We start from the raw sequence: 14,252 nt of genomic DNA, 5'->3' as shown, positions 1-14,252 counted from the left end.
ATCAGGCCACCAGTGCGCCTGACAGGCGCTGTTGCTTGATCCGCGTGGTTCAGACTCAGTTCCCTTCGCGGCGCAACGCCTGGGGCGAAAAGTCGCGTGGATTGATGTTGGCATTGAAATCGTACATCGGCTCGTTGTTGTCCAGACCGTCGACGAAGTAGTTGCCATCCTGCAGGTGATACAGGGTTTCCAGGGTGCTGCTGACCATGGGCACGTCGTAATAGTTGATCGGGTGTGCTTCCTGCAGGCCGATCAGCTCACCTTCCTTGTCGCGCAGGTCCACGGCCAGAATCTGCCAGCTGTCTTCATCCACATAAAAGCGTCGTGCTGCATAGGGATGACGGTAGCCAGTGCGCAGCACGGCATCGACGATCCATACGCGGTGCAGCTCGTAGCGCAGCAGCTCTGGGTTGAGGGTTTTGGTCTGCACTATCTGGTCATAGGGGATGCCTTTCTGGTGCACCTGATAGCTGTTGTAGGGCACCAGCATTTCCTGTTTGCCGACCAGGCTCCATTCATAGCGATCCGGCGCGCCGTTATAGGTGTCCAGCACGTCGGCAGTGGCCAGGTCGCTGGTGTCGGGCTGTACCGAGTCATAGGCCAAGGTGGGCAGCCGGCGTACGCGGCGGTTGTCCGGGCTGTAGCGCCAAGCCTTGCGGGTGGCCAGAACCTGATCCAGCGGGTCCTGCACTACGAGGGCGGTGTTGGCGAGCTTGGCGGGGGCCGTCACCACGTACTTGTACAGGAGCAGCGTGTTGTCCAGTTGGGCAGTCGTCATACCCTCGCGGCCGTAGACGTAGTAGATCTGGCGATCGCGTTTGATCAGGTTAGGGTTGCCATTGATCACTACGGCCTGGTTGTTGATGAAGTGATTCTGGTCACCCTTGTAATGCAAGATGTGGTTCCAGATGATTTCGATGCCGTCCTGCGGAATCGGGAAGGGAACACCTGCAGCGGCGCCGCGCAGGCCGTTGCCGTTGGCAATCAGCTCGGCCTTGACCGCATTGGCCTTGGTCGCATCGTAGATGCGCTGCGGTGCGGAGGCACTGCGGCGCGTAGGGAATACCCGCATGGCGTAGTCAGGATGGCGCTGCAGCAGGTCGCTCAGGCCGGCAGGCAGTTGCGCCTGGTATTGCGCCTGATTCTGTGCGGTGACGCGGAACAGTTCGCCGTCGGCGGCGTACGGGTCGGGGTGATGCATGCCGGGCCGGTAGCTGGAGGGCGCGCTGACGCCGCCGGTCCACGCCGGGATGGTGCCTTCGTTGTTACCGGCTTGCTCAGCACCCAGCGGCGTCAGGTCGCGTCCCAAGCGGTCGGCCTGCAGCGGATCGACCTTGGCCACGACCTGGCTGGTGGCAACGCTCAGCAGCACTGCCGCAAACGTCCTGTACATGATTCTGCTCCTTGCAACACGCCAAATGGGCGCGGCGGTGATAGAAATAGGGAGGCCGGCGGCACAATTTGGCCGCGTCTTGGCCGCGTCGCACGCCTCGCGAGCGCGCGCCGATTGTAACGCCAAACGGCAATCGGCGCGGGGTGGGCTACAAAATGCTACAAAGCCGAGGCTTGCCCTGCATACCGGTTGCAGCGCAGCCCCGGCAGGCCTAACGTGGGCTCGAATAGGCTGTATACCGCAGCAGAAGCTCTAGTGACTACAGGGTGGTTTACGCCCTTGGTGCGCTGAAAGTCGGCCTCAAGATTCATCGAACCAGGTACCCAGATGAATTTTTTTCTTGCCACCGGCCTGCTTCGACTTTTTCGGCTTCTTGGGTTTTTTCACCAGTTGACCGCCGATGCGGGTTTCCGGCACCCGGTGCTCGGGTGAGAATCCGCTTTCTTCACGGCGTTCCAACAGTTGTTGGGTCAGGGTCTCTATGGCGGCCAGCTGACGCACCTCGTCGGCACTGACCAGCGAGATCGCCTGCCCGCTGCTACCGGCGCGGCCACTGCGGCCAATGCGGTGAATGTAGTCTTCGGCGTTGATTGGCAGATCGAAGTTGATCACTAATGGCAGTTGCTGAATATCCAGGCCGCGGGCGGCAACATCGGTGGCGACCAGCACCTGGACCTCGCCAGCTTTCAGCCTGGCCAACGCCCGCAGGCGGGCGGGTTGCGGGCGGTCACCGTGGATCGCATCGGCACTGAGTCCTGCGCTTTCCAGCCGTTCTACCAACTGCTCAACCCCCTTGCGGGTGTTGAGAAAGACCAGTGCCTGGGCGCCGCTCTGCCGCGTTAGCAATTGCAGCAACAGCTCACCTTTGCGCTTCTTGTCGACCGGTATCAGCCATTGCTCGACACTGCTGGCCGCGCTGTTGCGCGGGCTGATATCGAGCACCAGCGGGTCGCGCAGCAGGCCGTCGGCCAATTGCCGCACGGGTGCGGCGAAGGTTGCGGAGAACATCAGCGTTTGCCGCCGGCTTGGCAGCGCGCAAACCACCTGATCCAGCTCGTCGGCGAAGCCCAGGTCGAGCATGCGGTCGGCCTCATCCAATACCAGTATCTGTAGCTGGCTGAACTTGACCGCGTTCTGGCGATAGAGATCGAGCAGGCGACCTGGCGTGGCAATCAGCACATCCACACCTTTGCGCAATGCCATCATCTGCGGATTGATTGAAACGCCGCCGTACACCGCATAGCAACGCAGCGGCAGGCTTTCGCTGTAGCGTTGGAAGCTCTGTAACAACTGCTCGGCCAGCTCGCGTGTGGGCACCAGTACCAGGGCGCGCGTGGCGTTGCTGGCGACCTTGGGACCCTGATGCACTAGGGTTTGCAGCACGGGTAGCGCAAAAGCGGCGGTCTTGCCGGTACCGGTTTGCGCGCTCGCCAGAAGGTCGCGGCCCTTGAGCACGGCAGGTATGGCCTGGGCCTGAATGGGTGTGGCGCTGCTGTACTGTAGCGCCTCCAGCGTGCGTAGCAGAGGGTCGATCAGGCCGAGGGCGGCAAAGGTCATAGTGGCGTCATGGCAAGAAGTAGGCAGGCTAGTTTACCTGTTGCGGATGCTGAGCGGTTAATCGGTCTTACCGGCGGTGCGGCAGGACGGGGGTTTTAACTGGTCGGTATTCGTGTTTTGCTAGCGGGCGAACTGCGGCTTACGCGCAGCAGCGGCCAAAAACACCCGAACGGACGAGTAGACAATGGACACGCAGCGTTTTCGCACTACCTGGCAAGTGGCAATTCTCCTTCTGGTCAGCAGCCTGTTGGCAGGTTGCGGCATCAACAATATTCCCACCTATGATGAGCAGGTAAAGTCGGCCTGGTCGCAGGTGGAAAACCAGTATCAGCGGCGTGCCGATCTGATTCCCAACCTGGTTGAAACTGTCAAGGGCTTCGCCCGGCAGGAGCAGGAGACCCTGACCGCCGTGGTTGAGGCGCGCGCCAAGGCAACGTCAATCAATATCAGCGCCGACGATCTGAACGATCCGGCCAAGATGCGGCAGTTCGAGCAGGCCCAGAGCCAGCTGACCGGCGCGTTGAGTCGGTTGATGGCGGTGTCGGAACGTTACCCCGATCTCAAGTCGAATCAGAACTTTCTGGCCCTGCAGTCCCAGTTGGAAGGCACGGAGAACCGCATTGCCGTGGCGCGCCGCGACTTTATCGCCGCGGTCGAGCGTTACAACACCGAGATTCGCACCTTTCCGGGCCGAATCTGGCATAGCCTGATGTACAGCGACATGCCGATCCGTGAAAACTTCAGCGCTACCACGGAGAACGCCGAGCAGGCGCCGCAGGTTAACTTCGAATGAGGTTGTACCTACCACTGTTGCTGAGCCTGTTGCTGGCGCCACTGCTGTGGATTGGCAGCGCGGCGGCCCAGTCAGACGAGGCGGCCTTGCCCGCGCTGACCGGCCGCGTGGTTGATCAGGCCGAGTTGCTGGGGCAGGGCGCCGAGCAGCAGCTGACGCAGATGCTGGCGGCCCACGAGCAGGCGACCACCGAGCAAGTGGTGGTTGTCACTGTGCCCAGCCTGCAAGGTCAGAGCATTGAGCGCTTTGGTGTGGAGCTGGGTCGCGCCTGGGGTATCGGGCAGAAGGGCGAAGACAACGGTGCACTGCTGATTGTTGCCCGTGATGACCGCAAGATCCGCATCGAAGTGGGTTACGGCCTGGAGGGGCGGCTGACCGATGCGCAGGCGTCCACCATCATCAATGGCATTATCACGCCGGCATTTCGTCAGGGGCAGTTTGAGCAGGGCATCGTACAGGGTGCCGGCGCGATGATTCAGGTGCTGGGCGGCAATCCCCTGGCAGTTGCCGAGCGTAGTGAACGTGCGGAGGGCAAGAAGAAACCGGCTGGTGCGCTCTTGCTGGTCATCATCATTATTGTCATGTCCATGCTGGGCGGTGGCGGTCGCGGCGGTAGTGGTCGTGCGCTCTTGGCTGGCGCGCTGCTGGGTGGCATGAGCGGTGGCTCGCGCAGTGGTGGTTTTGGCGGTGGCGGGTTCGGCGGCGGTGGCGGCGGCTTTGGCGGCGGCGGGGCCTCGGGCGGATGGTGATTTCAATCAAGGATGCACAATGACGCTTCTTTCTAGTAGTGAACAGCAACAGGTTGCCGAGGCGATTGACCGCATCGAGCAGCGCACCGACGCCGAGGTGGTCACGGTGCTGGCGCGTCAGGCCGACGACTACCGTTACATCCCGCTGCTCTGGGCCAGCCTGATTGCACTGGTGTTGCCGGGCGCGGTGGTTTTCTTTAGTGGTGGGCTGGATTTGAGCGAGTTGCTGCTGGCGCAGTGGCTGACCTTTGCCGTGCTGGCGGTGGTGTTTCGTCTGCCGCGCATTACCAGTCGGCTGATCCCGCGTGCGGTACGGCACTGGCGCGCCTCGAATCTTGCCCGGCGACAGTTTATAGAACTCAACCTGCACCACACCGAGGGCGAGACCGGCATGCTGATTTTCGTCTCCGAGGCCGAGCGTTATGTCGAGATCATGGTAGATCGCGGCATTTCCAGTCGCATTGACGATGCCCATTGGGAATCGGCCGTGGCCAGGTTCACCGCGCAGGTGGGGCAAGGGCAGGTGCTCCAAGGCTTTCTGGAGTGCATCGACGCCTGTGGCGAGCACCTGGCGCAGCACCTGCCGGCGACCCATGAACGCAACGAGCTGCCCAATCGACTGGTGGTGCTTAACTGAAAGTGATGACGGTTTTTGGCGCCGTTGCAGCACTAGCCAGCGGGTTGTCTGGATTCTGCGACCCGGTGCGCAATTCTGATCAGTGAGCTTGTTTGCCCGAGTGGCTGTCACGTGACCGTCACCCTGGCGAGTAAGGCTGTGCAGGCACATCCACTCACTTCAGAAGGAGTCTGGTATGACCTCTCGCAGCATCACAGCAACGCTGATACTGGCCGGCAGCCTGATGGCGGCCAGCAGCCTGGCGGGCGCGCAAGGTTGGTATTCGAATCACGGGCAGGATCACCAGGAGCGCGCCACCCGCGGTCTTGAGCGGCTGCACGAAAAACTCGCCGAGCTGAAACAGCGGCATCAGCGCCGGGCCGATGCTCAGGTGGGGCCGCGCCCGCAATGGCTGGTTGATGACATGGACGACGGCCCGCTGAAGACCCGTCTGCAATCGTGCCGTACCGATAATATGAAGCGCACCGATTTCTCGATTGGCCATCGCGGCGCACCGCTGCAGTTTCCCGAACATACGCTGGAGTCCTATGTGGCTGCGGCACGGATGGGTGCAGGGATTCTTGAATGTGATGTAGCCTTCACCAAGGACCGCGAGCTGGTTTGCCGTCATGCGCAGAATGACCTGCACACCACCACCAACATCGTGACCATTCCCGAATTGAACGCAAAATGTACCCAGCCCTTCGTGCCGGCGGACCCCGCCAGCGGAACGCCGGCACAGGCCGAATGCCGCACCAGCGACATTACCCTAGCCGAGTTCAAGCGCCTTGAGGGCAAAATGGATGCTGCCAACGCCATGGCCACCACGCCGCAAGAGTATGTCAAGGGCACAGCGGACTGGCGCACCGATCTTTACGCCAGCCGTGGCACGCTGTTGAGCCACCGCGAAAGCATTGAGCTGTTTCAGTCACTTGGCGTGAAATTTACCCCCGAGCTGAAAACCCCGGTGGTTGAGATGCCCTATGAGGGGGAATACAGCCAGCAGGACTACGCGCGGCAGATGCTGCAGGATTACCGTGACGCCGGGGTGAACCCACGCGACGTCTGGCCGCAGTCGTTCCAGTTGGCGGATGTGACCTTCTGGATCAACGAAATGCCGGACTTTGCCGATCAGGCGGTTTTCCTCGACGAGTCGCCGATTACCCCCGAGACTTCGTCTCTGGCCTACATGGAAGGTCTGTACGCCCAGGGCGTGCGCGTGCTGGCGCCGGCAATCTGGAAAATGCTGACCCTGGATGGGCGTGGCGAGATCGTGCCATCAGAGTACGCTGAAAACGCCCGCGCGGCGGGGCTGGATCTGATTGCCTGGTCGATGGAGCGTTCCGGCCCCCTGGCCAACGGCGGTGGCTGGTATTACCAGAGCGTCAACGATGCGATCAACAACGATGGTGACATGCTGACGGTGATTGATGTGCTGGCGCAGGATGTCGGCGTGATCGGGATCTTCTCCGACTGGCCTGCTACCACTACCTTCTACGCCAACTGCATGGGCATCAAGTGACGCCTTAGGTTTTGCGGCATTGCAAGCATGGGGAAACGCCGGGAGTGGTTCACACTGCCCGGCGTTTTCATCTTCGCTTATCGACTGCGACTGGTTTTGAACTGGCTGATCAGCCGGTCGAGCTGGGCTGCGGCGTCGGTCAGTTGTTGGGTATTGCGCGCGGTATCCTGCAACTCCAGCATGACTCTGTCGCCCAGGTTGCTGAGCTGGCTGAGACTGGCCGAGATTTCGGTGCTGGTGCGCGATTGTTGTTCCGCTGCGGCGGCCACCTGACTGGTCATGTCAGAGATGGTGTCGACCGAGCCGGCAATGGACTGCAAGGCGCTGCGCGAGCTTTCTACCTGCAGCTGCATATCCTCGGATTGCTGATAACTGCCTTCCATTGAGCTGACAGCTTTGGCGGTACCGTTCTGCAGGGTGTCGATCATGCTGCGAATCTCATCGGTCGAGGCCTGGGTGCGGCTAGCCAGGGTGCGAACCTCATCGGCGACCACGGCAAAACCACGACCTTGCTCGCCCGCGCGGGCGGCTTCGATGGCAGCGTTCAAGGCCAGCAGGTTGGTCTGTTCGGCGACCGAGCGAATGACGCCCAGCACTGAATCAATGGTGTGCGACTGGGCGTTCAGCTCGGCTACGGCCTCGCCGGCCTGAGCAATGTCGCGCGCCAGCCGCTCCATGGTCAGCGAGGTGGTGTCAGCGGTCTGCTGGCCTGCCAGCGCCTGCTCATTGGCCTGGCGGGCGGCATCGGCGGAGTTGGACATGCGCTGGGCGACCTCGTCAGAGGTGGCGCTCATTTCTTCTACCGCTGAGGCAATGGTGTCGAGTTCGCTGTTCTGCTGGTTGTAGGAGGCTTCGGCCTTGCCCATCGCATCGCCCACGGCGGTGGCAATGCTGTGATTATGGGCGACCACATCGCGCAAATCGTCGATCACTTGGGCCAGCTTATCGGTAAAGGCGTTGAAACCGCGCGCCAGGCCGCTAACTTCATCGCTACCGCTGGTGTCCAGGTGCTGCGACAGGTCACCATCGCCCGTGGCGATGTCATTCATGGCGGCAACGGCATGGGCGATGGGGCGGCTGATGCTAAGGGCAATCAGCAGGTTGATGGCCACTAGCACCAGCAGGCCAAGCGCGGCGAGGGTCAGCTTGGGAATCATGTCGGCCCAGAAGGCCTGGTTGACGTCGTCCAGATAGATACCTGAGCCGAGTATCCAGCCCCAGGGCTGGAACCCGGCCACGTAGGATATCTTCGGCACCGGGTCGGTGACGCCGGGTTTGGGCCACATGTACTCGACAAAACCGGCGGATTTGGCCTTCACCACCTCGACCATTTCGCGGAACAGGTACTTGCCGTTAGGGTCCTGTATGTCGGCCACACTGTTGCCCACCAGTTTGGTACTGAAGGGGTGCATGATCATCTGCAGGTCGTTGGAGTGTATCCAGTAATAGTCGTTGTTGCCGTAGCGCAGCCCCTGCAGGGTATTGGCTGCAGCGGCTTTGGCTTGGTCTTCGGTCAGCTCACCGCTTTGCTGCAATTGATGGAAATGCTTGATCACTCCCAGCCCGGCTTCGACCAGATGCTGGGTTTTCATTGCGCGGCCATCCAGCAGGCCGTTGCGGTGGTCCACCGCGAAGGCGGCTACCAAGCTCAGTACGATAATCAGAACCAGCGTGGTTACGGCAATCAGCCGTTGGAAGATGGAAAAACGGCGCAGCATAGACATGGCAGAAGCTCCGGGCCAGCTTGGCTTTAATGCGGCACAGCGCGACGGAAAATAGCGCAACGCCATTATTCTTATGGTTCTTTCAGCCTAGCAGGCAGCGGTAAAAGCGCTAACGTCGCTGCTTGGACAAAGCAGATAGGACAACGCAGCGCTACCGGTCGGTAGCGCTGCGTCAGTTACGGCGGGAGGGTAAAGCGGCTGGCGTTACTGCACGTAGTCCCTGAATTGCACCGAGTTGGAGCGGATCGCGTCAGACGGCCAATTCGGAATGTTGATAGTCTGCACTGCGCCGTTGCCGCCTCGCGGCTTCAGCTCGATGCTGATGGTCTCGTTGGCCGCTGGTGACGCTGGGATGAACAGGTCCAGTCCTGAAATGAAAGGCAGTGCATTGAAGAATGGATCCGGGCCGGGCAGGGTGCTCGCGCCGTCCCTGTTGCGATCGTGCAGGAACAGGCTGCTGGTACGCTTGAGCAGCGGTGCCGTGGCGCTGGTAACGATCTGAGTGTCGTTGACGGTCAGGCTGTCATTGGCCTCACCTTGGTCTCCCCAAAATTCGCGATCACGGGCAATCATGATGTTGGTGTGATTCGGACTGCGGTGCAGATAGGCACCAACCCCGGCGCCCGGCAGTGAGGTATTGAGGCGCACAAACAGGCTGTCCTGCAGGTAGCCCTCACGGTAGAAGTAGTGATCGGCACCCGCCAAGTCGCGGTCCAGGCCAAACTCGTAGGTGGCACCCTTGCTCAGCTGCACGGGCCCCCAGTTGCCATCTTCGCCAATAGCGCTGCTGTGGTCCGGGGTGTCGCTCAGGCGTATGCCGGTTGCCGGGTCCACCTCAAAGATGCGTAGCTCGGTCCCTTCCGCGCCAGTGTTCTGCGGGAACAGGCTGGCACGACCGGCAAGCCAGACATAGTCGTTGGCCGTTTCGGGTATTTGCGTGGTCTGCGGCGCCTTGCCGTTGAAATGACGGTAGATACGAGCGAAAGAGTCTGCCGAGGTGGCAACCTCGATGTGCCCAATGGCCTGTTCTGCTGCAGGGTAGACGTTTTCAGCGCCGGCCACCTCGCGGTCCACATACTGCCCCCAGAGTGCCAGCGTCGGCACGTTACCCGGTGGCGCTGTCAGGTCGGCGCCATCAATGCTGGTGTAATGCGCAACCTTGGCGGCGTTGTCCGGCTCGCTCAGGTACATCAGGCTGACCCCGGTGCCCATGGAATGCGCCATAAGGTCGACCTGCTCGGCACCGGATATCCGGCGCAGACGATCAATCATGGCATTGATGCCGATATTGCGCTCTGCCGCCTGGGTCGGATCAAGCGCGCTTTGCCCGGTGTTGGTGTTGTATTCATAGACCGCCAGATAACTGCTGGGGTAACCATTGGCGCGAAAACGCATGGCCTGTGACTCGAACTGCGAGGCTGAGCCGGCACCGCCGTGAATGAACAGCACCGGGCGTAGGGTGAAGTCAACCGGCTCGCCTGCTGCGTTACCCAGAGAGTCGAGCAGATGATTGAAGGCATCAAGTCGGCTGGTAAGGGCGCGGGTGCCTGCGCTGGCATTTTCACTGAACACTGCGTCAGTGTTGAGTGCGGCCAGCAGGCCTGCCATAGCATTTTCGAAACTGTCGGTGTCACTGAAGTCCAGGGTGACGGCGGGATTCGCGGCGAGGTAATCGCTGATGGCGGTGCGGACCTGCTCGCTGATGTCGATTCCATTGCTCAGATTGCCGTCGGCATCCAGCGATTGCAGCAAGCGCGACAGGTTGAGCACGGCGGGGTCACTTAGGTCACTGGCGCCGCTGACCAGATCCAGCGGGCTCAATTGGCTGGCGCCGGTTGCAGAGCCCAGCTCAATGCCGGCCAGCGAGAAGCTCACGATTTCGCTACCGCGATACTCGAAGCGACCTTCGGCGTCGGTTTCGCCCTTGCGGCTGGCGGTCTCGTACTGCAGCCCAGCTACCGGCGCATCAATGAAGACGCCGCTGGAGACTTTAGGGTCGGAATCACCGCCGCCGCCCGATAGGCAGCCGCTTAACAACAGGGAAGATGCACTCAGCAGCGGCAGGGCGCCGCCGCGCAAGGCGCGGGTGAAGCGAGAATGGCACGTCATGGTAAACCTCTTGTTTTTCTAGGCTTGGTCTGTGAGTCAGCGGCTGTGGTCTGGCGCGTCTATGACGTGAGCCCGCCCGTACCCGCGATCAGGCGTCGTTTTCTTCCTGCGCAACCTGGGCATGACGACAACGGCAGCGGAAGTTTATCTGCGTACACTTGTATACTGTCAAGTGGTTTGTGAATGATTGTTCATGTGCGGCTTTAGCGGAGTACCCCTACAATGGCAGGACATGCATGGTTACAGTTGCCAAGGCCATGGGCGGATCTGACGTGCTAGTCTGCCGACGCTGATTTTTGACCTGGTTGCCTGGAGGTAGCGATGTACAAATGGAATACACGCCCGTGGTTACTGATGCTCGGGATGGCGCCATTGCTGGTCGCCTGTGGTGAGCCAGAGCCCCCCGCACCGCAGACCAGCAGTGCTGGAGCGGTATCGGACAGTACCGCGCTGCTCACTGCTCCGCACCGCACAACACTGCTGCAGGTATTCAAAAGCCCTACCTGTGGCTGTTGCGAGGGCTGGATTGAACACGCAGATCAGGCAGGCTTCAGCACCGAGGCGCAGCATCCGGCGGATCTGGCTGGCTTGAAAACGGAGTACGGCATAGCGCCGCAATACCGCTCGTGCCACACCGCGGTATCTGCCGATGGCTACGTGTTTGAAGGCCACGTGCCCGCGCGTTACGTGCAGGCCTTTTTGGCCGAGCCGCCGGAACAGGCGATTGGCCTGGCAGTGCCGGGTATGCCGGTGGGAAGTCCAGGAATGGAGATGGGCGATGACTTCATGCCCTATGCAGTCATGCTGCTGAAGCGCGATGGCGGCGCTGAGGTGTATGCCCAGATAGACAGCCCAGCTGACCAGTAAAAGATCGATAGCTTTTTACTAATCAACGTTATAGCGCTAATCCATTTCAACAATCGATGGCGCTAACCGATGATGCTCCCTGTCGCCAACATAACCAACAGGGAGCATGCCCATGGCCATACTCAAGCGCATTATCAAACGCAGCACCAGACCTGCCGAGGCAGCCGGCACTTTAGCGCATCCAAATTTCTGGATGTATGAGTGAGGACGTCGGCTGGCCTGCCAGCCGCTAGGCAAAAAAGCGCCCTGCGGCACATAGCAGGGCCAGGTTTCAGCTTCTAAACGTGCGTCTTGCGGCTCTGCGTTGGCCTCAAGCCTCAGCGTTATCTTCGCTAAGGCTACTGAGCACGTCGGGATTGCTCTTGAAGGCCTTGGCAAAGACATCGCGGTGCCGCGCCATGTAGATACTCACTTCCTCGGCCAGTTTTTCACCCAGCTCCGGTACCGCCTGTTGCAGTACCTCGCCCAGGGTTTCTGCCAACTCCAGCATCTTGTCGTGACGATCGGCTTCGGCTTTATCCATGAACAACTGCTCCGGGTCTCTGCTGCTGCGATACACAATTTCAACGGCCATACACACCTCAGGCTTGAACGCGATTTTCAGATTGTGCGGCCTGGACTGACTAGCCGGCAGGGCACGTGAGCGCTATTGTACTGGATGAAAATACAGTATCAAGTGCTTTGCGCTGCGGGGGCCTCTGACTCGCCGTCTTGACCAAAGCGCTGCAGCTGCATCTCCTGCAGCCGGCTGCGCGTGCGCTCAAAGGCGAAGGCCAGATAACCCTCGGTATAAAGCGCTTCGAGCGGCACGGCGGCTTCGATATACAGTGGAATACGCCGGTCGTAGCACTCATCGACCAGGGCGATGAAGCGCCGCACGCTGTCGTCATGTACCGACAGTTGCGGCAGCTCGCGGTCGCCGGCGGCCACTCGCTCCGCGCCGTCTTCGGTGCCACGGGCGATGATGCCGGCGCGTTGGGGGCTACTCAGATTCGGCACCTCACTAAGCAGCAGCGCGGGAAAACGATCAGCTAGGCTGATAAAGTCCAGTGCCGATAACGAGCTGCTGCACAATGCGCGGAAGGTGAACCAGCCGGCCTTGCTGCAGCGTTTTACGCAGGGGATCTGCTGATGGCCGAGCAGTAGCGGGCCGCTGCTGACGCTGCGTTCACCACATAGCTGGTCAAACACGGCACTCAGCGGGTCTGGCTGTGCCTGCTGATCACTGACCCAATAACGCTTAAGGGCTTGGCCGGGATGCAGGCGATGATCCTCTGCACCATCCAGCCTGGCGATCCACATGTGCTCTTCGATGGCCGTGATAGCGGGCGTGAAGCGATCGCGGTTGAAGCCGTCGGCATACAGCTCCTTGGGCGGCTGGTTGGAGGTGCAGACCACCACCAGGCCTTGCTCGAACATGTGGCGCATCAGCCCGCCTAGCAAAATGGCATCGCCAATGTCGCTGACAAAAAACTCGTCGAAGCAGAGCACCTGAACCTTTTGCGCCATCTCGCGAGCCAGCGCCTGCAGCGGGTTGGCGGTGCCGGTAATCTGAAATAGCCGCTTGTGTACCCAGCCCATGAAGTGGTGAAAGTGCAAACGTTTGCTAGGCACGGTGAGGCTGGCGTGAAAGCGGTCCATCAGCCAGGTCTTGCCACGCCCCACGGGTCCCCAGAGATACACGCCGCGGGTTGCTCGTCCGGTTTGCAGGGCCTGCCAGCAGTCTTCCAGCATCTGCGCTGCCTGTTGCTGCGCAGCGTCTGCCGTAAAGCCCTGATGTTGCAGTGCGTGGTGGTAAGCGGTAAGCGGGGAGGCTGAGGTCATGGTCATGATACTGACGGAAAGCTCGCTTGCACCGCAAGAGGGGTGGGCTTTGACGTGCGTCGGTTTTGCGGTAATGCTGTGTAGCAGTGGCAGCAACAGTGGAGAGTCGCAATGGCAACCGGTTGGGCGCATGAAGGAGCGGTGCAGGAACAGATCGACGATACCGTCGATGAGGCGGTGGCGCGTGCCCGCAGTCAACTGCCCAAGGGCGAGAGCCTGACGCATTGCGAGCACTGTGAACAGCCGATTCCCGAGGCACGCCGGCGTGCTCTACCCGGCGTGCGTCTGTGTGTGGCTTGTCAGTCTGCGCTTGACCAGGACGCGCGCACTGCCGGTATCAACCGGCGCGGCAGCAAGGACAGCCAGCTGCGCTGAAGCAGGTCAGTTGACGCTCTTGCAGTGCATGGGCGTGGCCTCATAACCCCACACCACGACGGCCTCATCCTGGTTGAAGGCAATGCTCTCATTGCGCCCGCGATACTGGCTGCCCTCGTTGGAAGTCTGCTGATACATCAGCGAAGTGCTGTCGCCGTAGTCGGCTATCAGGGTTGGCGGTGTGGTGGCGAAGTGCGTCACTACAAGTTCGTTGGCCGGGTTGTTGTCACAGGCGTAGGTAAGCACCCCGGTCATGTCGGCCAAGCGGTAACGGGCCTGCAGTTCAGCGATACGCAGCCTGTAGGCGTTACTGACGCAGGCGTTTTTGTCCTCCTCCTTCCAGCACTCGTTGCGCCCTGAGAGCCAACCGCGTTGTTCTGCCTTCAGCATGGGAGGCTGCTCGTTTACCGCTTCTTTTTGTGCCGCGCTGTAGATCTCGACCAACTGAAGATCCAGTGCTGCCAGGCTGCTGTCGTCGCAAATCATCTGCTCGATGCTATCTGCTTGCGCTTTGCTGCAGTCAAAGGAGGGGCCTTCAGCGGCGTGCAGGGGTTGAGTGGCGGTCAGGACCAGGAGAGTGGCGATGGTGCTACCGGCAGTTGCCTTGTTCATTGGCGTTCCTTTTGCTCGTGTAGAGGGTGCTGGGTTACAGCATAGCCTCCTGATAGAGGCCGCACCGCGCGAGTGGTTCCGCGATGGTGCCGAGGCTGCGGCGCCTATGGT

Annotated in this window: 13 protein-coding genes; 6 read left to right on the top strand and 7 right to left on the bottom strand. The window is 60.8% G+C overall.

Annotated elements, in window-relative coordinates; all coding sequences use genetic code 11:
* Positions 1-55 precede the first annotated feature (55 nt).
* Together V7747_RS10370 and V7747_RS10365 are read right to left on the bottom strand one after the other, a co-directional pair.
* Positions 56-1,393: a DUF1329 domain-containing protein gene (locus V7747_RS10370; RefSeq protein WP_335615962.1), complete on the bottom strand. Its 1,338-nt coding sequence runs from the start codon at positions 1,391-1,393 to the stop codon at positions 56-58.
* A gap of 300 nt (positions 1,394-1,693) precedes the next feature.
* Entirely contained in the window at positions 1,694-2,950 is a 1,257-nt protein-coding gene (locus tag V7747_RS10365; RefSeq protein ID WP_442909229.1) for a DEAD/DEAH box helicase, read from the bottom strand.
* A 184-nt stretch (positions 2,951-3,134) separates the two neighbouring features.
* Here V7747_RS10365 and V7747_RS10360 point away from each other — a divergent pair, with 184 nt between their 5' ends.
* From V7747_RS10360 to V7747_RS10345, 4 genes are all read left to right on the top strand, one after another.
* A complete protein-coding gene (locus V7747_RS10360) occupies positions 3,135-3,743 on the top strand; it encodes a LemA family protein (RefSeq protein ID WP_335615961.1) in 609 nt (202 codons plus the stop codon).
* Positions 3,740-4,492 carry a TPM domain-containing protein gene (locus V7747_RS10355; RefSeq protein WP_335615960.1) on the top strand — a complete coding sequence of 251 codons (753 nt, stop codon included), beginning with the start codon at positions 3,740-3,742 and terminating at the stop codon, positions 4,490-4,492. Before V7747_RS10360 ends, V7747_RS10355 begins: the two co-directional genes overlap by 4 nt.
* 19 nt (positions 4,493-4,511) lie before the next feature.
* Entirely contained in the window at positions 4,512-5,129 is a 618-nt protein-coding gene (locus V7747_RS10350; RefSeq protein WP_335615959.1) for a TPM domain-containing protein, read from the top strand.
* Positions 5,130-5,304: 175 nt separating this feature from the next.
* Entirely contained in the window at positions 5,305-6,630 is a 1,326-nt protein-coding gene (locus tag V7747_RS10345; protein ID WP_335615958.1) for a glycerophosphodiester phosphodiesterase family protein, read from the top strand.
* 77 nt (positions 6,631-6,707) lie between these two features.
* On the opposite strand, the gene V7747_RS10340 is transcribed toward V7747_RS10345, so the two are convergent.
* Together V7747_RS10340 and V7747_RS10335 are read right to left on the bottom strand one after the other, a co-directional pair.
* Positions 6,708-8,354 carry a methyl-accepting chemotaxis protein gene (locus V7747_RS10340; protein ID WP_335615957.1) on the bottom strand — a complete coding sequence of 549 codons (1,647 nt, stop codon included), beginning with the start codon at positions 8,352-8,354 and terminating at the stop codon, positions 6,708-6,710.
* Between the two features lie 204 nt (positions 8,355-8,558).
* On the bottom strand, positions 8,559-10,463 hold the full coding sequence (locus V7747_RS10335; protein WP_335615956.1) for an alpha/beta fold hydrolase: 1,905 nt from the start codon (positions 10,461-10,463) through the stop codon (positions 8,559-8,561).
* Between the two features lie 321 nt (positions 10,464-10,784).
* Between V7747_RS10335 and V7747_RS10330 the strand changes: the two genes are divergently transcribed.
* Positions 10,785-11,330: a DUF411 domain-containing protein gene (locus V7747_RS10330; protein WP_335615955.1), complete on the top strand. Its 546-nt coding sequence runs from the start codon at positions 10,785-10,787 to the stop codon at positions 11,328-11,330.
* A 310-nt stretch (positions 11,331-11,640) separates the two neighbouring features.
* Here V7747_RS10330 and V7747_RS10325 read toward each other — a convergent pair whose 3' ends face one another.
* Entirely contained in the window at positions 11,641-11,904 is a 264-nt protein-coding gene (locus tag V7747_RS10325; protein ID WP_335615954.1) for a YebG family protein, read from the bottom strand.
* A gap of 98 nt (positions 11,905-12,002) precedes the next feature.
* Complete coding sequence (gene zapE / locus V7747_RS10320; RefSeq protein WP_335615953.1) at positions 12,003-13,154, bottom strand: cell division protein ZapE; 1,152 nt, start codon at positions 13,152-13,154, stop codon at positions 12,003-12,005.
* 111 nt (positions 13,155-13,265) lie between these two features.
* On the opposite strand from zapE, the gene V7747_RS10315 reads away from it, so the two are divergent.
* On the top strand, positions 13,266-13,529 hold the full coding sequence (locus V7747_RS10315) for a DksA/TraR family C4-type zinc finger protein (protein WP_335615952.1): 264 nt from the start codon (positions 13,266-13,268) through the stop codon (positions 13,527-13,529).
* Positions 13,530-13,535: 6 nt separating this feature from the next.
* Here V7747_RS10315 and V7747_RS10310 read toward each other — a convergent pair whose 3' ends face one another.
* Positions 13,536-14,141: an MliC family protein gene (locus tag V7747_RS10310; protein WP_335615951.1), complete on the bottom strand. Its 606-nt coding sequence runs from the start codon at positions 14,139-14,141 to the stop codon at positions 13,536-13,538.
* Positions 14,142-14,252: the final 111 nt, after the last annotated feature.

This window comes from Halopseudomonas sp. (assembly GCF_036960865.1).
Taxonomy (GTDB): Bacteria; Pseudomonadota; Gammaproteobacteria; order Pseudomonadales; family Pseudomonadaceae; genus Halopseudomonas.
This window is presented reverse-complemented; position numbering and strand designations above follow the sequence as displayed.